General features: G+C 67.2%; 20 protein-coding genes. 13 read left to right on the forward strand and 7 right to left on the reverse strand.

Annotated elements, in window-relative coordinates; genetic code table 11:
* Positions 1-218: 218 nt before the first annotated feature.
* Together P3W75_RS08275 and P3W75_RS08280 are read left to right on the forward strand one after the other, a co-directional pair.
* The gene (locus P3W75_RS08275) at positions 219-479 is read left to right on the forward strand and encodes a CDGSH iron-sulfur domain-containing protein (protein WP_276226885.1); all 261 of its coding nucleotides are present in this window, start codon (positions 219-221) and stop codon (positions 477-479) included.
* A 190-nt stretch (positions 480-669) separates the two neighbouring features.
* A complete protein-coding gene (locus tag P3W75_RS08280) occupies positions 670-987 on the forward strand; it encodes a YqfO family protein (RefSeq protein WP_276226886.1) in 318 nt (105 codons plus the stop codon).
* 51 nt (positions 988-1,038) lie between these two features.
* On the opposite strand, the gene P3W75_RS08285 is transcribed toward P3W75_RS08280, so the two are convergent.
* Complete coding sequence (locus tag P3W75_RS08285; RefSeq protein ID WP_276226887.1) at positions 1,039-1,539, reverse strand: L,D-transpeptidase family protein; 501 nt, start codon at positions 1,537-1,539, stop codon at positions 1,039-1,041.
* A gap of 84 nt (positions 1,540-1,623) precedes the next feature.
* Entirely contained in the window at positions 1,624-2,178 is a 555-nt protein-coding gene (locus P3W75_RS08290; RefSeq protein WP_276226888.1) for an NUDIX hydrolase, read from the reverse strand.
* A 136-nt stretch (positions 2,179-2,314) separates the two neighbouring features.
* On the opposite strand from P3W75_RS08290, the gene P3W75_RS08295 reads away from it, so the two are divergent.
* Genes P3W75_RS08295 through P3W75_RS08315 form a run of 5 tightly spaced genes read left to right on the forward strand, consistent with a single transcriptional unit; the run spans position 2,315 to position 5,600 of the window.
* Positions 2,315-2,911, forward strand: coding sequence for a CoA pyrophosphatase (locus P3W75_RS08295; protein ID WP_276226889.1), 597 nt, complete (start codon positions 2,315-2,317; stop codon positions 2,909-2,911).
* A gap of 39 nt (positions 2,912-2,950) precedes the next feature.
* Positions 2,951-3,478 (forward strand): gamma carbonic anhydrase family protein, encoded by a 528-nt coding sequence (locus P3W75_RS08300; protein ID WP_276226890.1) that lies wholly within the window; start codon positions 2,951-2,953, stop codon positions 3,476-3,478.
* The gene (locus P3W75_RS08305) at positions 3,475-3,663 is read left to right on the forward strand and encodes a DUF1289 domain-containing protein (RefSeq protein ID WP_276226891.1); all 189 of its coding nucleotides are present in this window, start codon (positions 3,475-3,477) and stop codon (positions 3,661-3,663) included. The genes P3W75_RS08300 and P3W75_RS08305 overlap by 4 nt, the downstream gene beginning before the upstream one ends.
* Positions 3,664-3,699: 36 nt before the next feature.
* The gene (gene purT / locus P3W75_RS08310; protein ID WP_276226892.1) at positions 3,700-4,881 is read left to right on the forward strand and encodes a formate-dependent phosphoribosylglycinamide formyltransferase; all 1,182 of its coding nucleotides are present in this window, start codon (positions 3,700-3,702) and stop codon (positions 4,879-4,881) included.
* Complete coding sequence (locus tag P3W75_RS08315; RefSeq protein ID WP_276226893.1) at positions 4,878-5,600, forward strand: SGNH/GDSL hydrolase family protein; 723 nt, start codon at positions 4,878-4,880, stop codon at positions 5,598-5,600. The genes purT and P3W75_RS08315 overlap by 4 nt, the downstream gene beginning before the upstream one ends.
* A gap of 112 nt (positions 5,601-5,712) precedes the next feature.
* Here the strand turns inward: P3W75_RS08315 and P3W75_RS08320 are convergent, their stop codons facing one another.
* The 3 genes from P3W75_RS08320 to P3W75_RS08330 form a co-directional block, all read right to left on the reverse strand.
* Positions 5,713-7,014 carry an MFS transporter gene (locus P3W75_RS08320; RefSeq protein ID WP_276226894.1) on the reverse strand — a complete coding sequence of 434 codons (1,302 nt, stop codon included), beginning with the start codon at positions 7,012-7,014 and terminating at the stop codon, positions 5,713-5,715.
* A gap of 283 nt (positions 7,015-7,297) precedes the next feature.
* Positions 7,298-8,593: an HlyC/CorC family transporter gene (locus P3W75_RS08325; protein WP_276226895.1), complete on the reverse strand. Its 1,296-nt coding sequence runs from the start codon at positions 8,591-8,593 to the stop codon at positions 7,298-7,300.
* A 19-nt stretch (positions 8,594-8,612) separates the two neighbouring features.
* A complete protein-coding gene (locus tag P3W75_RS08330; protein WP_276226896.1) occupies positions 8,613-9,413 on the reverse strand; it encodes a cytochrome C assembly family protein in 801 nt (266 codons plus the stop codon).
* 191 nt (positions 9,414-9,604) lie between these two features.
* On the opposite strand from P3W75_RS08330, the gene ffh reads away from it, so the two are divergent.
* The 5 genes from ffh (at position 9,605) to rplS (ending at position 13,070) form a co-directional block, all read left to right on the forward strand.
* Positions 9,605-10,978 carry a signal recognition particle protein gene (gene ffh, locus P3W75_RS08335; RefSeq protein ID WP_276226897.1) on the forward strand — a complete coding sequence of 458 codons (1,374 nt, stop codon included), beginning with the start codon at positions 9,605-9,607 and terminating at the stop codon, positions 10,976-10,978.
* A gap of 142 nt (positions 10,979-11,120) precedes the next feature.
* Positions 11,121-11,369 (forward strand): 30S ribosomal protein S16, encoded by a 249-nt coding sequence (gene rpsP, locus P3W75_RS08340; protein WP_024766882.1) that lies wholly within the window; start codon positions 11,121-11,123, stop codon positions 11,367-11,369.
* A 5-nt stretch (positions 11,370-11,374) separates the two neighbouring features.
* Positions 11,375-11,908, forward strand: coding sequence for a ribosome maturation factor RimM (gene rimM / locus P3W75_RS08345; protein ID WP_430765350.1), 534 nt, complete (start codon positions 11,375-11,377; stop codon positions 11,906-11,908).
* A 24-nt stretch (positions 11,909-11,932) separates the two neighbouring features.
* Entirely contained in the window at positions 11,933-12,676 is a 744-nt protein-coding gene (trmD, locus tag P3W75_RS08350) for a tRNA (guanosine(37)-N1)-methyltransferase TrmD (protein WP_276226898.1), read from the forward strand.
* A gap of 43 nt (positions 12,677-12,719) precedes the next feature.
* Positions 12,720-13,070, forward strand: a complete 351-nt coding sequence (rplS, locus tag P3W75_RS08355; protein ID WP_089391437.1) for a 50S ribosomal protein L19 — start codon at positions 12,720-12,722, stop codon at positions 13,068-13,070.
* Positions 13,071-13,541: 471 nt separating this feature from the next.
* On the opposite strand, the gene P3W75_RS08360 is transcribed toward rplS, so the two are convergent.
* Both P3W75_RS08360 and P3W75_RS08365 read right to left on the reverse strand, forming a co-directional pair.
* Positions 13,542-14,222: a hypothetical protein gene (locus P3W75_RS08360; protein WP_276226899.1), complete on the reverse strand. Its 681-nt coding sequence runs from the start codon at positions 14,220-14,222 to the stop codon at positions 13,542-13,544.
* A 98-nt stretch (positions 14,223-14,320) separates the two neighbouring features.
* Complete coding sequence (locus tag P3W75_RS08365) at positions 14,321-16,168, reverse strand: cation:proton antiporter (protein ID WP_276226900.1); 1,848 nt, start codon at positions 16,166-16,168, stop codon at positions 14,321-14,323.
* Between the two features lie 93 nt (positions 16,169-16,261).
* Here P3W75_RS08365 and xerD point away from each other — a divergent pair, with 93 nt between their 5' ends.
* The gene (xerD, locus tag P3W75_RS08370; protein WP_276226901.1) at positions 16,262-17,158 is read left to right on the forward strand and encodes a site-specific tyrosine recombinase XerD; all 897 of its coding nucleotides are present in this window, start codon (positions 16,262-16,264) and stop codon (positions 17,156-17,158) included.
* Positions 17,159-17,213 lie beyond the last annotated feature (55 nt).

Here is a 17,213-nt window from a genome sequence, read left to right on the forward strand (position 1 = left end):
GCAGCAGGAAAAGGGGAAGGCTTCGGCCTTCCCCTTTTTCGTTGTGCGCGGTTTTTTCGAAGCTGATGGCGCCCAGGTTCCGCCCATCGCGGACGGAGTCCGCTACGTTGCCAGGGAAGCGCGGTCGTAGGAGCGGACTCTGTCCGCGATAGCCACAGGCGCGCGGCGGGTTCGCGGATAGAATTCGCTCCAACGGGAAACCCGGAAGAGGAGGGGCCTTGGCCGAGTTGGAGATACTTCCTGAAGTGCGTCTGGTCCAGGCCGGTGAACGCCTGCGCCTGTGCCGCTGCGGGCGTTCGCCGGACCTGCCGGATTGCCCGGCCGACTGCGCGCAGGCGCTGGAGCTGGTCGTGCCGCGCGAGCAGCGCCTGCTGCTGTGCCGCTGCGGACGCTCCGCCAGCCTGCCGTACTGCGACGGCAAGCACGCGCCGCCCACCGAAGGTTGGGCTGGGCGCTGGCGACGCTTTGTCGGAAAGTGAGCCTCGCTAAATCAGCTTTCCGTCACAATTTTCCTACTCCGCTGAAATTACCTTCAGAACGTGAAGGCATTCGCGCTGTCGAAATTTGCCGAGCATGACCGCTGAGTCGATAGAGGCAAAATGCCATCATTTGTGGCAGCATTGTCTCCCGACTCCCACCCCGGTCCAGTCTTCCGACACGGAGCGCCTGATGTACAAACTCTGTTTCTATGTTCCCGAGAGTCACCTGGAGACGGTGAAGAAGGCGGTGTTCGCCGCCGGTGCAGGACGCATCGGTGCCTACGACAGCTGCTGCTGGCAATCCCTCGGCCAGGGCCAGTTCCGCCCGCTGCAGGGCAGCAACCCGTTCCTCGGCGCGGCCGGGCACATCGAGCAGGTGGCCGAATGGAAGGTCGAGCTGGTGGTGGCCGACGAACTGATCCACGACTCGGTCAAGGCCCTGAAGATGGCCCATCCCTACGAGACGCCGGCCTTCGAGGTCTGGCGCCTGTCGGACATGGTCTTCTGAAGCGGCAGGCATGAAAAAGGCGCCCGAGGGCGCCTTTTTTCGTTCCGCCGCTCAGGGGCGGATTTCGATCAGCGTGCCGTCCTTGACCAGGCTCCAGACCTCGCGCATGTCCGGGTTGGTCATGGCGATGCAGCCGTTGGTCCAGTCCAGGGACGAGAAGTACCACTCCGGGTATTCGTCGCTCTGCGGGGTGCCGTGGATCATGATCATGCCGCCGGGCGCCAGGTTCTTCTCGCGGGCGCGCACCACGTCGCGGGCGTTGGGGTAGGAGATGTGCATGGAGAGGTTGAACTTGTCGCTGGTCTTGCGCCAGTCGATCCAGTAGAAGCCCTCGGGGGTGCGGTTGTCGCCCTCGGCCAGCTTGGTGCCGCGCGGGCTCTTGCCCAGGGAGATGCGGTAGCTCTTGAGGATCTTGCCGTTGCTCAGCAGGTGCAGCTTGTGCTCGGACTTGAGCACCAGCACCTTGTCGATGCGGCCATCCAGGGTCGGCGTCGCGTTGGCCTGCGAAAAGGCGGCAAAGGTCAGGCACAGAAAGGCAAGCAGCCAGCGCATGGAAAGACTATCCCCCGGATGTTCGATAAAGCGGCCGCGAACAGCGGCACTGCAAAGTGTTCAGGAAAGCGTTCAGGAAAGCGTTCAGGTTTTCTTGTAGTGGCCCTGCATGGGTGCGATGGCCTCGTTGCGTACCGGGAAGTCCTGCTTCTGCCGGTCGCCGAAGTAGCATTCTAAGGTACGGCCCACGGTGGGGAAAGCCAGCTCCGACCAGGGAATCTCCGATTCCTCGAACAAGCGCACTTCCAGGCTTTCCTCGCCGGCGGCGAAGTCCGCGCTGGCCAGTTCGGCGCGGAAGAACATGTAGACCTGGCTGATGTGCGGCAGGTCGAACAGGGTGTACAGGCGCAGGCCCTCGACCCGCGCGCAGGCTTCTTCCAGGGTCTCGCGGGCGGCGGCCTGTTCCAGGGTCTCGCCGTTCTCCATGAAGCCCGCCGGCAAGGTCCAGAAGCCCTGGCGCGGGGCGATGGCGCGGCGGCAGAGGAGGATGCGGCCCTCCCATACCGGCAGGCAGCCGGCGACGATGCGCGGGTTCTGGTAGTGCACCGTGTGGCACTGGTCGCAGACGTAACGGGGTCGGTTGTCGCCGTCGGGAATGCGCAGGCTGACGCCGGCGCCGCACTGACTGCAGAATTTCATGGGGTTTCCTTGGGGGCTGCTGCGCCCATCTTGCTCGTCCGAGCCCCCGCCCAGCAAGGGGGTGGGGCTTGGGCGAGGCTGCCTTTCATGCCATGATTCCGCAATTGAGAGAATGGCTTACACGCAGGATGTCCGCATGCTGGACGAGCTGCGCCGGCGCATCACGGCGCACACCCCTCTGGACCTGAACAGCGAGCAGCGCTTCCCCGAAGCGGCGGTGCTGCTGCCCATCACTCCCGCCGAGGAGCTGGTGTTGACGCTGCGCGCCACCGGGCTGTCCACCCACAGCGGCGAAGTCGCCTTCCCCGGCGGGCGCCGCGACCCGGAGGACGTGGACCTGATCCACACCGCGCTGCGCGAAGCCCAGGAGGAAATCGCCCTGCCGCCGAGCCTGGTCGAGGTGCTCGGCCCGCTGAGCACCCTGGTGTCGCGCCATGGGATCAAGGTGACGCCGTTCGTCGGTTTCGTCCCGGACTTCGTCGAGTACACCCCCAACGACGGCGAGATCGCCGCCGTGTTCAAGGTGCCGCTGGAGTTCTTCCGCGGCGACCCGCGCGAGATGACCCACCGCATCGACTATTTCGGGCGCAGCTGGTACGTGCCCAGCTACCGCTTCGGCGAGTACAAGATCTGGGGGTTGTCGGCGATCATGGTGGTCGAGCTGGTCAACCTGCTGTACGACGCCCGGATCGACCTGCACCAGGCGCCGCCGCAATTCATCAAGCTCAGCTGAGCGGCGCCGCACAACAACAAGATGCCTGAGGAATCACCGATGAAATACCGCCTGGGCCAGGCCCGAGTCGAAACCCATCCCGACAGCTGGATCGCGCCGAACGCCGCGGTGATCGGCAAGGTGCGCCTGGACGCCGGCGCCAGCGTCTGGTTCAACGCCGTGCTGCGCGGCGACAACGAGCTGATCCACATCGGCGAGAACAGCAACGTCCAGGACGGCACCGTGATGCACACCGACATGGGCTTCCCGCTGACCATCGGCAAGGGCGTGACCATCGGCCACAACGTCATGCTGCACGGCTGCTCGGTGGGCGACCACAGCCTGATCGGCATCAACGCCGTGGTGCTCAACGGCGCGAAGATCGGCAAGTACTGCATCATCGGCGCGAACTCGCTGATTCCCGAGGGCAAGGAGATTCCCGACGGCTCGCTGGTCATGGGTTCGCCCGGCAAGGTGGTGCGCGAACTGACCGAGCAGCAGAAGAAGATGCTCGAGGCCAGCGCCGCCCACTACGTGCACAACGCCCAGCGCTATGCCCGCGACCTGGCCGAACAGGACGACGCATGAGCCAGGAACGCCCGGTAGCCTCGCCCTGCGTGTACGTCTGCACCCTGGACGAGCAGGACCTGTGCATAGGCTGCCAGCGCACGGCCGACGAAATCACCCGCTGGGGCCGCATGGACAACGACGAGCGCCGCGAAGTGCTGCGCCAGTGCCATGACCGCGCCCGCGAACAGGGCGTGCTGCTCTAGCGCGCCGAATACATTCCCTTCCCGAGGTCCGACGCAATGCCCCGTATTGGAACCCCCCTGTCGCCCACCGCGACCCGTGTACTGCTCTGCGGCTCCGGCGAGCTGGGCAAGGAAGTGGTGATCGAGCTGCAGCGCCTGGGCTGCGAAGTGATCGCCTGCGACCGCTACGCCAACGCCCCGGCCATGCAGGTGGCGCACCGCAGCCACGTGCTGAGCATGCTCGACGGCGCCGCCCTGCGCGCGGTGATCGAGCAGGAGAAGCCGCACTACATCGTCCCGGAAATCGAGGCCATCGCCACCGCCACCCTGGTCGAGCTGGAAGCCGAGGGCTACACCGTGGTGCCGACCGCCCGCGCCGCCCAGCTGACCATGAACCGCGAGGGCATCCGCCGCCTGGCCGCCGAGGAACTGGGCCTGCCCACCTCGCCGTACCACTTCGCCGATACCTACGAGGAATACGCCGCCGGCGCCGCCGCGGTGGGCTACCCCTGCGTGGTCAAGCCGATCATGAGCTCCTCGGGCAAGGGCCAGAGCGTGCTCAAGTCCGACGCCGACCTCAAGGCCGCCTGGGACTACGCCCAGGAAGGCGGCCGCGCCGGCAAGGGCCGGGTGATCGTCGAAGGCTTCATCGACTTCGACTACGAAATCACCCTGCTCACCGTGCGCCACATCGGCGGCACCACCTTCTGCGCGCCCATCGGCCACCGCCAGGTCAAGGGCGACTACCATGAGTCCTGGCAGCCCCAGGCCATGAGCCCGAAAGCCCTGGCCGAGTCCGAACGCGTGGCCAAGGCGGTGACCGAGGCCCTGGGCGGGCGCGGCCTGTTCGGCGTCGAACTGTTCGTCAAGGGCGACCAGGTGTGGTTCAGCGAAGTCTCGCCGCGCCCGCACGACACCGGCCTGGTCACCCTGATCTCCCAGGACCTCTCCGAGTTCGCCCTGCACGCGCGGGCCATCCTCGGCCTGCCGATCCCGGCGATCCGCCAGGTCGGCCCGTCGGCTTCGGCGGTGATCCTGGTCGACGGCGAGTCGCAGCAGGTCAGCTTCGGCAACCTGGGCGCGGCCCTGGCCGAGCCGGACAGCGCCCTGCGCCTGTTCGGCAAGCCAGAAGTCTCCGGCCAGCGGCGCATGGGTGTGGCCCTGGCGCGCGCCGAGTCGATCGAGGAAGCGCGGGCCAAGGCGACCCGTTCGTCCGAGGCGGTGGTCATCGAGCTGTGAGTCGCCTGGCGGGGCTGGCCTGGTGGGCCGCGGCCCTGCCGCTGCTGCCACTGGCCCTGCCGTTGGCTGTGCGCACCCGGCGCACGGCCCTGCGCCTGGCGCCGGCTGCCGGCTCCCCCGAGGGGCTGGCTGGCGCCGACTTTCCCGGCGAACCGCTAAGGTTGCTGCTGCTCGGTGAATCGACGGTCGCCGGCGTCGGCGCTTCCTGCCTCGACTTTGCCCTGGCCGGGCGCCTGGCCACGGCCCTGGCGGCGCGCCTGCGCAGGCCGGTGGCCTGGCGCGCGCTGGGCGAGAACGGCATCACCGCCGGTGAGGCCTGCGAGCGCTTGCTGCCGCTGGCGGACGCGCGCTACGACCTGGTGGCGCTGGTGTTCGGCGTCAACGACACCACCCATTGCAGTTCCAGTGAGCGCTGGCGAGCCGCCATCGGCCAACTGATCGAACATTTCCAGGCGCGCGGCGCCCGCGTGGTGTGCACGGCGGTACCGCCGCTGCGGCACTTCTCCGCGCTGCCCTGGCTGCTCCGTCAACTGCTCGGCTGGCGCGCCGGCCTGCTGGATCGTCAACTGCGGCAGCTGACGCTGCGATCGGGTGCCGGCTACTGCACGGTGGGGCTGGAGATGCGGCCACAGTACCTGGCCATCGACGGCTATCACCCGTCGGCGCTGGGCTACCAGGTGTGGGGCGAGCATCTGGCCCAGTGGCTGGTGGAAGCGTAGGGCGTACAACCGTTCACGGTTGTACGCCGATGGCGTCCGTTTACGCCCGTAGGAGCGGGCCATGCCCGCGATTCGCGCCCATGGGGCGCTCCTACAGGGTGCGGGTGGAGTGTCAGAGGTCCTGTTCGCGGGTCTCATGCAGGCACAGCACGGCGATCAGGCTCAGCGCCGCCGCCAGCGAAACGTAGCCGCCCACCCAGCTCAGCCCGCCCATGCCCACCAGCTTCTGGGCGATGTAGGGCGCCAGCGAGGCGCCGAGGATGCCGCCCAGGTTGTAGGCCGCCGAGGCGCCGGTGTAGCGCACGCGGGTGGGGAACAGCTCCGGCAGCAGGGCGCCCATGGGGGCGAAGGTCACGCCCATGAGGAACAGCTCCAGGGCCAGGAACGCCGCCACCGCCACGGAAGAACCCTGGCTCAGCAACGGCTGCATGGCGAAGCCGGAGAGGATCGCCGCGACGCAGCCGGCGATCAGCACCGGGCGCCGCCCGAAGCGGTCGCTGGCCCAGGCCGAGAGCGGCGTGGCCGCGGCCATGAACAGCACGGCGAAGCACAGCAGGCCGAGGAACTGTTCGCGGCTGTAGCCCAGGCTGCTCACCCCGTAGCTCAGCGAGAACACCGTGGAGATGTAGAACAGCGCGTAGCACACCACCATCGCCAGGGCGCCGAGCAGCACCGGGCGCCAGTGATGGGCGAACAGCTCGGCGATCGGCAGGCTGGAGCGCTCCTGGCGTTCCATGGCCCTGGCGAACACCGGGGTCTCGGCCAGCTTCAGGCGCACATAGAGGCCGACCACCACCAGCAGCGCGCTGAGGATGAAGGGCACGCGCCAGCCCCAGGCGCGGAACTGCTCCTCGTTGAGCAGCATGGCCAGGCTGAGGAACAGGCCGTTGGCGGCCAGGAAGCCGATCGACGGGCCCATCTGCGGGAACATGCCGAACCAGGCGCGGCGGTGCTTGGGCGCATTCTCGGTGGCCAGCAGCGCGGCGCCGCCCCATTCCCCGCCCAGCCCCAGGCCCTGGCCGAAGCGCAGCAGGCAGAGCAGCGCCGGGGCCCAGGCGCCGATGCTGTCGTAGCCCGGCAGCAGGCCGATCAGGGTGGTCGACAGGCCCATCAGCAGCAGCGAGGCGACCAGGGTCGACTTGCGCCCCACGCGGTCGCCGAAGTGGCCGAACAGCGCCGAGCCCAGCGGGCGGGCGAGGAAGGCGATGCCGAAGGTGATGAAGGCGCTGAGCATCTGCGCGGTGCCGGAGGTCTGCGGGAAGAACACCGGGCCGATCACCAGGGCGGCGGCGGTGGCGTAGACGTAGAAATCGTAGAATTCGATGGCGGTGCCGATGAAGCTGGCGACCGCGACCCGCGCGGTGGAGTTGGCGGGCGCCTGGTCGGCGTCGGCGGCGAGGCTGGCGGTGGTCATGCGGGGTATCCCTGTCAGTCTGGCCGGCACGGCTCTGCGGGCGTGTCCGGCGGCGATGGTGGCTGCGCCCGGGCGCGAGGCGGGAAGCGCCGCCCGGGTGCGGGCAGGGACGGGAACCTCGCGGCGGGTTCGGGGCGAGGTCGGGTGCTTCGCCGGGCGCAGGCACGGGGCCGGGCTCGGGCTGGCGGGCGGACGACTGGCGCCGGGCGCTGCGCGGATAGCGCGGGCCCTGGCGCGGGATGCTGGGTAAGCAGGGGCCGATTATAGGGCGCGGGACGCCCGCTCAGGCAAGCCCGCCGTTGTCCGGGGTGGGCGCGGCGGCGCGCCCGGTGAGCCAGACCCGCACGCTCTTCACGCGGTTCTCGCCGGACTGCAGGATTTCCAGGCGGTACGGCCCGATGCGCAGGCACACCGGGCAGTCGGGAATCTGCTCCAGGGCCTCGGTGACCAGGCCGTTGAGGGTCTTCGGGCCTTCGCTGGGCAGTTGCCAGCCGAGGGCGCGGTTGAGCTCGCGGATGTTCGCCGAGCCATCGATCACGTAGGTGCCGTCGGCCTGCGGGTGGATGTCCGGGTTGCGCAGGGCGTCGGCGTTGCTGAATTCGCCGACGATCTCCTCGAGGATGTCCTCCAGGGTGATGATGCCGATCACCTCGCCGTATTCGTCGACGACAATGCCGATGCGCCGCTTCTGCTTCTGGAAGTTCAGCAGCTGGGTGGCCAGCGGCGTGCTCTCGGGAATGAAGTAGGGTTCCAGGCAGGCGGCGCGCAGGCTGTCCTTGGTCAGCTGGTTGTGGGTCAGCAGGCGCGCGATCTGGCGCATGTGGACGATGCCTTCGACCTGGTTGATGTCGTTGCGGAACACCGGCAGGCGCGTGTGGGTGGTGTTGCGCAGCTGGCCGATGATGCTCTCCACGTCGTCGTCCAGGTCGATGCCCTGCACCTCGTTGCGCGGCACCATGAGGTCGTTCACGGTGATCTTTTCCAGGTCGAGGATGCTCAGCAGCATGTCCTGGCGGTTGCCGCTGAGCTTCTCGCTGGAGTCGCTGACCACGCTGCGCAGCTCATCGTTGCTCAGCGGCTTGTTGCGCCGCTGGGCCGGGTCGAGGCCGAACAGCCGCAGGATAGCGTTGCTCACCCCGTTCATCAGCCACAGCAGCGGGCTGAACAGGCGCTGCAGCCACAGCAGCGGCAGGCTGGCGGGGAAGGCCACGCGCTCCGGTCGCAGGGTGGCGTAGGTCTTCGGGGTGATCTCGCCGAACACCAGCAGCACCAGGGTCAGGGCGATGGTGGTCGGCGCCACGCCGATCTCGCCCCACAGGCGCAGGGCCAGCAGGGTCGCCAGCGACGAGGCGAAGATGTTCACGAAGTTGTTGCCGATGAGGATGGTGCCGAGCAGCCGGTCGGTGCGCAGCAGCAGCCAGGCGGTGCGCCGCGCGCCGCGATTGCCCTGCTTGGCCAGGTGGCGCAGGCGGTAGCGGTCGAGGCTGAGCACGCCGGTCTCGACGCTGGAGAAGAACGCCGAGCACAGGAGCAGGAAGACCAGCAGGCCGATCAGATAGCCGGGATGGATGTCGTCCATGCGGGGCGCGTCGCTCCGGTCAGATGTGCAGGATGAATTCCTTGACCAGCTTGCTGCCGAAGTAGGCCAGCATCAGCAGGCAGAAGCCGGCCAGGGTCCAGCGGATCGCCTTGTGCCCGCGCCAGCCGAGCTGGTGGCGGCCCCACAGCAGCACGGCGAACACCACCCAGGCGAAGCAGGAGAGGATGGTCTTGTGCGCCAGGTGCTGGGTGAACAGGTTGTCGAGGAACAGCCAGCCGGAGACCAGCGACAGCGAGAGCAGCAGCCAGCCGGCCCAGAGGAAGCCGAACAGCAGGCTTTCCATGGTCTGCAGCGGCGGGAAGTTGCGGATCAGCCCGCCCGGGTGCTTGTGCTTCAGGCGGTGGTCCTGGACCAGCAGCAGCAGCGCCTGGAACACCGCGATGGTGAGCAGGCCGTAGGCGATGACCGACAGCAGGATGTGCGCCAGGATGCCCGGCTGCTCGTTGATCGGTTCCAGCGTGCCGTGGGGCATCAGCGTCGCCAGCAGGGCGGTCAGCGCGCCGAGCGGGAAGAGCAGCAGCAACAGGTTTTCCACCGGGATGCGCAGGCAGGCCAGCAGGGTGATGGCGATCACCGCGGCGGCGATCAGGCTGGCGGCGTTGAAGAAGTCCAGCACCAGGCCGGCGCCGGTCAGCAGCTGCGGCTCCAGGCTCAGGCCCTGGGCGATCAGCGCCAGCAGGCCGAGCACCAGCAGCAGGGGCTTGTTCGGCGCGGCGCGGCGCGCCAGGCAGGCGCCTTGGTAGGCCGTGGCGCCCAGGTAGAGGAGGGTGGCGAGCAGGCCGGGCAGCAGAGGGTGCATAGGTTCTAGGCGAATCCTTCGAAAGGTGCCGAGTTTGGCACAGAACGCCCGCGCCTATAAAGCAGCCGGAAACGCTTCGCTTTCTCGCTGTGGCGGGATCATCGGCGGTGTCTGTGGCCCGCGCACTTGGTTATAATCCCGCGCTTGCTGCAAAGCCCACCCCGGCCGGCCATGGCCCGATAGGAACGCGCATGTTCGAAAACCTTACAGACCGCCTCTCGCAAACGCTGCGCCAGGTCACCGGCAAAGCCAAGCTGACCGAGGACAACATCAAGGATACGCTCCGCGAAGTGCGGATGGCCCTGCTCGAGGCCGACGTGGCCCTGCCGGTGGTCAAGGACTTCGTCAACCGGATCAAGGATCGCGCGGTCGGTACCGAAGTCTCCAAGAGCCTGACCCCGGGCCAGGCGTTCGTGAAGATCGTCCAGGCCGAACTGGTCGAGCTGATGGGCGCGGCCAACGAAGACCTGGCGCTCAACGCCGCGCCGCCGGCGGTCATCCTCATGGCCGGCCTGCAGGGCGCGGGCAAGACCACCACCGCCGGCAAGCTGGCGCGCTTCCTCAAGGAGCGCAAGAAGAAGTCGGTGCTGGTGGTTTCCGCCGACGTCTATCGCCCGGCGGCGATCAAGCAGCTGGAAACCCTGGCCAGCGACATCGGCGTGAGCTTCTTCCCCTCGGACACCAGCCAGAAGCCGGTGGCCATCGCCGAGGCGGCGATCCGCGAGGCGAAGCTGAAGTTCATCGATGTGGTGATCGTGGATACCGCCGGTCGCCTGCACATCGACGCCGACATGATGGAGGAGATCAAGCAGGTCCACGCGGCGATCAGCCCGGTGGAAACCCTGTTCGTGGTCGACGCCATGACCGGCCAGGACGCCGCCAACACCGCCAAGGCCTTCAACGACGCCCTGCCGCTGACCGGCGTGGTGCTGACCAAGGTCGACGGCGACGCCCGTGGCGGCGCCGCGCTGTCGGTGCGCGCCATCACCGGCAAACCGATCAAGTTCCTCGGCATGGGCGAGAAGAGCGAAGCGCTCGACCCGTTCCACCCGGACCGCGTGGCCTCGCGCATCCTCGGCATGGGCGACGTGCTCAGCCTGATCGAGCAGGCCGAGCAGAGCATGGACCGCGAGAAGGCCGAGAAGCTCGCGAAGAAGATCAAGAAGGGCAAGGGCTTCGACCTCGAAGACTTCCGCGACCAGCTGCAACAGATGAAGAACATGGGCGGCCTGGGCAGCCTGATGGACAAGCTGCCGATGCTCGGCGGCGTCAACCTGGCGCAGATGGGCAACGCCCAGGGCGCGGCGGAGAAACAGTTCAAGCAGATGGAGGCGATCATCGACTCCATGACCCCCGGCGAGCGTCGCGACCCGGAAATGATCAGCGGCTCGCGCAAGCGCCGCATCGCCCTGGGTTCCGGCACCCAGGTGCAGGACGTCGGCCGTCTCATCAAGCAGCACAAACAGATGCAGAAGATGATGAAGAAGGTCACGGCCAAGGGCGGCATGGCGAAGATGATGCGCGGCATGGGCAGCATGTTCCCCGGCGGCATGCCGAAGATGTGATCCCCGAGGCCCGCCGTAGGGCGGGCCGACGTGCTGCGGCTTGCGGCGCGGGGCTTTAGCTCATAGAATATGCGGCCTTTCGGGCTCCGTGCCCGAGGGCTGCATTTCTTTTTTGCAAGCAAACCATAGGAACAAAGTACGCATGGTAACCATCCGTCTGGCTCGTGGCGGCTCCAAGAAGCGCCCGTTCTACCACCTGACCGTGACCAACAGCCGCAACGCTCGCGACGGTCGTTTCGTTGAGCGCGTCGGTTTCTTCAACCCCGTTGCCACTGGCGCCGAAGTCAAGCTGTCGGTCAACCAGGAACGTCTGAACTACTGGCTGAGCCAGGGTGCCCAGCCGTCCGAGCGCGTTGCTCAGCTGATCAAGGAAGCCGCCAAGGCTGCCTGAAGTCGATGAACACGATGCCTGCGGCCGAGGAAATGATCGTACTCGGCAAGATAGTTTCGGTGCATGGCATTCGTGGCGAGGTGAAGGTGTATTCCTTTACCGACCCGTTGGACAACCTGCTGGACTACCGGCGCTGGACGCTCAAGCGTGGCACCGAGGTTCGACAGGCTGAACTGGTCAGTGGTCGCGTGCAGGGCAACGTCCTGGTGGCGAAGCTGAAGGGACTGGATGATCGCGAAATCGCCCGCACCTATGCGGACTTCGAGATCCTGGTACCGCGCAGCGAGCTCCCGGAGTTGGACGACGGCGAGTTCTACTGGAGCCAGTTGGAAGGTCTCAAGGTGATCGACGCGAACGGGCAACTGTTCGGGATTCTCGACCACATGCTGGAGACCGGCGCCAACGATGTGATGGTGGTCAAGCCCTGTGCGGGCAGTCTGGACGACCGCGAGCGCCTGTTGCCCTATACGGAGCAATGCGTGCAATCGGTAGACCTGGCAGCCGGCGAGATCAGGGTGGACTGGGACGCGGATTTCTGACCCGCAGGGTAGGAGTATCAACCCATGTGGATCGGAGTCATCAGCATCTTTCCGGAGATGTTCCGCGCCATCAGTGACTACGGCATCACCAGCCGTGCGGTTAAACAGGAGCTGATCCGGCTCGAATGTTTCAACCCGCGCAACAACACTGATGACCGTCACCAGACGGTGGACGACCGGCCTTTCGGCGGTGGTCCGGGAATGGTGATGAAAATCAAGCCGCTGGAAGGCGCACTGGGCGATGCCCGGCAAGCCGCAGGCGGTCAGGCGAAGGTGATCTACCTGTCGCCGCAGGGTCGCAAGCTGACGCAGGCGGCCGTGAAGGAACTGGCGAACGAGGAACGGTTGATCCTCATAGCCGGGCGTTACGAAGGCATCGACGAGCGCTTCATCGAAGAGCACGTGGATGAGGAATGGTCGGTTGGAGACTACGTGTTGTCCGGTGGCGAGCTACCGGCAATGGTACTGATCGACGCGGTCACGCGGTTGCTGCCCGGTGCATTGGGCCACGCGGACTCCGCGGAGGAGGACTCGTTCACCGACGGCCTGCTCGACTGTCCGCACTACACCCGACCCGAGGTGTACGCAGACAAGCGTGTTCCTGAGGTACTGCTCAGCGGTAACCACGAACACATCCGGCGCTGGCGTCTGCAACAGGCCCTGGGTAGGACCTGGCAACGACGCGCCGATCTTCTGGATAGCCGCTCGCTTTCTGGGGAAGAGAAGAAGCTGCTGGAGGAATACATCCGCCAGCGGGACGATAGTTAACGTATCGATGGCGAGCGCAGAGCGCTTGTCTTAGGAGCACGAGATGACCAACAAGATCATTCAGCAGATCGAAGCTGAACAGATGAGCAAAGAGATTCCGGCGTTCGCCCCCGGCGACACCGTAATCGTCCAGGTTAAAGTGAAGGAAGGCGACCGTCAGCGTCTGCAGGCCTTCGAAGGCGTCGTGATCGGCAAGCGTAACCGCGGCCTGAACAGCGCTTTCACCGTTCGTAAAATCTCCAACGGCGTAGGCGTCGAGCGTACCTTCCAGACCTACAGCCCGCTGGTAGACAGCATCTCCGTCAAGCGTCGCGGCGACGTGCGCAAGGCCAAGCTGTACTACCTCCGCGAACTGTCCGGCAAGGCAGCGCGCATCAAGGAAAAACTGGTTTAAGCCCTACGGCTTCCCAGTCGATCCAAAAAAAAGCAGCCCACGGGCTGCTTTTTTCATGCCTGCGATTCAATGCGGCCTCGCCGCCGGGTTCCGTGCCACGGCCCTCGGCGGATAACCGCGAACGGTTATGCGCCCTACGTTGGGGATAGGCGTACTCATGGTGGCGGCTCTGCGTAGGGCGCATAACGCGCCAGCGTTATCCGCCGTCGGGCATCGGCGGGTAATCGCGAGCGTTGGCGCTCGGCGTAATGCTCTACGTGCCCGCGATTCGCGCCGGTCCGGCTATCGCGGACGAAGTCCGCTCCTGCGGTGAAGAAGGGGGCTGGCGCGTTAAGTCGCTGGGTTCCCGCGTTCGCGGGAATGACGGATTTGACTGTGAACTTTCCCTTGGTCACCCCCGCGAACGCGGGGGCCCAGCGCCTCATCGGGCTGCGAACGGTGGTCGCGCTGAACCCTGCGGCTGTCGCGGCCTCACGGCCGCATGCTGACCCGCAGGGAGGCGTGCGACAGGTCGATGTCCTGCAGGCTCAGGCTGCCCAGGCTCTGGCTGGTCGGGGCGCCGGCCACGCGGATGTTGTCGAAGCGCATCTCGCCGATGGAACTGGGCAGGCGCAGGTTGATCGAGCCGTCGGAATTGACGCTGGAGGCCATGTGCTCGGTGTCGTAGACCACGTCCTTCATCGAGGTTTCCGCCTGCAGGCTGTCCAGCACCGGCATCACCAGGCGCGCCAGTTGCTTCACCGCGCCCACGCCGTTGCCGGCCTCGGCGTTGACGAACAGGCTCTGCAGAGTTTCGTCGAAACCCTGGGCGCTGACGTCGCTCATCTCGCTGTCGCTCAGCGGTTTCAGCCCGCGCTGGCCGAGTTGCTGGCTTTGCGAGGACAGCGGCGGCTGGCGCTGGATGTCGGCGCTGGCCAACTGGAAGGGCCCGAGCAGGGCGGCCACCAGGGTCGCCGCCAGGCGCAGGTTATTCTGCTTCTTCAGCGCGCGCTTGAGCTGGCGCTCGCTGATCCAGCCCTGGGCGATCAGGGTTTCGCCCAGGCGCAGGCCGTTGCGCAGTTGCAGCTGGATGGCCTGGTCGAGCTGGGCGGCGCTGATCAGCCCCTTGTGGACGAGGATCTGGCCGAGGCGGGAATTCTGGCTGTTGGGCATGGGCGTGGACCGTGAAGCGATGAATGATGGCGTGGTGCAATCATTGCCGCGGCCACGCCTTCTGTCACCCATCTTAGGATAGGCAGACGGACGATTCCTCAGCCGATCTTCGGGGATTCCGACTGCCGGTCATCCGCTTTCCGTGCCACCTCTTCCGCCTCGTCGATCAGGGCAATCACCAGCCAGCCTTCCGCCGGCAGCAGCGGCCGCGCGCTGCTGGACACATGCATCCAGCCGGACGGGTCGCGGGCGAACAGCACGATGGCGCTGTCGCCGTAGCGCGCCTGGTACTGCTCCCAGCCGAAGTTCTCGCTGAGCAGGGTGCTGCGCACCTCGGCGCCGCGCGCCAGCAGGCTGGCCGCCTGCGGGTAGCTCAGCTCGCGCGGGCTGAGGTTCTGTCCGCGGTGCTGGTCGCTGGCCCGGTGCTTGTCGGTGCGCCGGCTTTCCTGGCCGCTGGTCAGGCTGTAGAGGCGCGCGCCGAACTCGTGGCGGAAGCGCATGCAGGCCAGGGTGTTGAGCTCGCCGGAGGGCGACAGGGCCAGCAGGTGGCCGATGCCGACCAGGTCCAGGTGCGCCTCGGCATGCTGCGAGGTGGGGTTGCCGAAGTAGGTCGGCAGGTTGTCCATGCGCGCGGCGCGGATGTTCTCCCAGCTCGAATCGGTGAGCAGCACGCGGCTGCCGGCGTTGCTCAGGGCCTTGCCGATGGCTCGCGCCACCGGGTTGGCGCCGACGATCAGGAAGCCGCTGGGCGCCGGTTCCGCCACCTTCAGCAGGCGCGCCAGGGGTCGCGCGGTGGCGCTCTGCAGGACCACGGTGCCGATGATCACCAGGAAGGTCAGCGGCACCAGCACCGCGGCTTCGGCGTTGCCGGCCTCCTGCAGGCGGATGGCGAAGATCGCCGACACCGCCGCCGCGACTATGCCGCGCGGGGCGATCCAGGCCAGCAGGGCGCGCTCGCGCCAGGTCAGCGGCGAACCGGCGCTGCTCACCAGCACGTTCAGCGGGCGCGCGACGAACTGGATCACCAGCAGCACCAGCAGCGCCGCCGGGCCCAGGCCGAGCAGGGCGGACAGGTCCAGGCGCGCGGCGAGGATGATGAACAGCCCGGAGATCAGCAGCACGCTGAGGTTCTCCTTGAAGTGCAGGATCTGCCGCACGTCCACGCTCTTCATGTTGGCCAGGCTCATGCCCATCAGGGTCACCGCCAGCAGCCCGGACTCGTGCACCGTGAGGTTGGCGCCGATGAAGATGCCCAGCACCGCCGACAGCGCCGCCAGGTTGTGCAGATAGTCCGGCAGCCACTGGCGGCGCAGCACCTGCCCCAGGCCCAGGCCGCCGAGGATGCCGAACACGCTGCCGCAGCCGATCACCGCGGCGAAGGTCAACAGGCTGTGGCGCCAGCCGCTGCCGTCGTCGCTGGCGGCGATGAAGCTGTACACCACTACCGCCAGCAGCGCGCCTATGGGGTCGATGACGATGCCTTCCCAGCGCAGGATGTTGGCGATGGCCGCCTTCGGCCGCACCACGCGCAGCATCGGCACTATCACCGTGGGCCCGGTGACCAGGGTGAGGGTGCCGAACAGCAGCGCCATCTCCCAGCCGAAGTCCAGCAGCCAGTGCGCGGCCAGGGCGATCACGCCCCAGGTCAGCAGCGCGCCCCAGGTGACCATGCGCTGCACCACCTTGCCGATTTCGCGCCATTCGCTGAAGTGCAGGGTCAGGCTGCCCTCGAAGAGGATCAGCGCCACCGACAGCGATACCAGCGGGAACAGCAGCGGGCCGAACAGCGCCTGGGGGTCGAGCAGGCCGAGGATCGGTCCGGCGAGGATGCCGCACAGCAGCAGGAAGAGGATCGCCGGCAGGCGCAGGCGCCAGGCCAGCCATTGGCAGAGCAGGGCGCCGGCGCCTATGCCGCCGAGGGACAGCAGAACTCGGGTTTCATCCATGCGGGGGTTCCTTGGGCGAAAGGTGGCTGGCCGCGAGCGGCCCGCCTGTGGAAGACTAGCTGCGCCCCGAAGGCTTTAGAAATCCGCGCCGGTATGACTCCCGTTCCTCATCCCCTGATCGACCGTTTTCTCGACGCCCTGTGGCTGGAGAAAGGCCTCTCCGACAACACCCGCCTGGCCTACGGCAGCGACCTCGCGCTGTTCAACGGCTGGCTCGGCGAGCGCGGCGTGGAGCTGCCGCGCGCCGGTCGCGAGGCGATCCTCGACCACCTGGCCTGGCGCCTCGCCCAGGGCTACAAGGCGCGCTCCACAGCACGCTTCCTCTCCGGCGTGCGTGGCTTCTACCGCTACTGCCTGCGCGAGGAACTGATAAGCGAAGACCCGACCCTGCAGGTGGAGCTGCCGCAGCTGGGCAAGCCGCTGCCCAAGTCGCTGTCCGAGGCCGACGTCGAGGCGCTGCTCGCCGCACCGGAAATCGAAGACCCGCTCGGCCTGCGCGACCGCGCCATGCTGGAGGTGCTCTACGCCTGCGGCCTGCGGGTCAGCGAACTGGTCGGCCTGACCCTGGAGCAGCTCAACCTGCGCCAGGGTGTGGTGCGGGTGTTTGGCAAGGGCAGCAAGGAGCGCCTGGTGCCGTTGGGCGAGGAAGCCATCCTGTGGATCGAGCGCTATATGCGCAACGCCCGCGGCGACCTGCTCGGTGGCCGCCCCAGCGACGTGCTGTTCCCCAGCCTGCGCGGCGAGCAGATGACCCGCCAGACCTTCTGGCACCGCATCAAGCTGCACGCCAGGGTGGCCGGGATCGGCAAATCGCTGTCGCCGCACACCCTGCGTCACGCCTTCGCCACCCACCTGCTCAACCATGGCGCCGACCTGCGCGTGGTGCAGATGCTGCTCGGCCACAGCGACCTGTCCACCACCCAGATCTACACCCACATCGCCCGCGCGCGCCTGCAGGAGCTGCACGCGCAGCACCATCCGCGCGGCTGAGCACAGGCTCCTGCGCGACGCGGTGCGGTGCGGATCGCGGGCGTGGCCCGCTTGT

The sequence above is a fragment of the Pseudomonas citronellolis genome (assembly GCF_029335315.1).
Taxonomy (GTDB): domain Bacteria; phylum Pseudomonadota; class Gammaproteobacteria; order Pseudomonadales; family Pseudomonadaceae; genus Pseudomonas; species Pseudomonas citronellolis_A.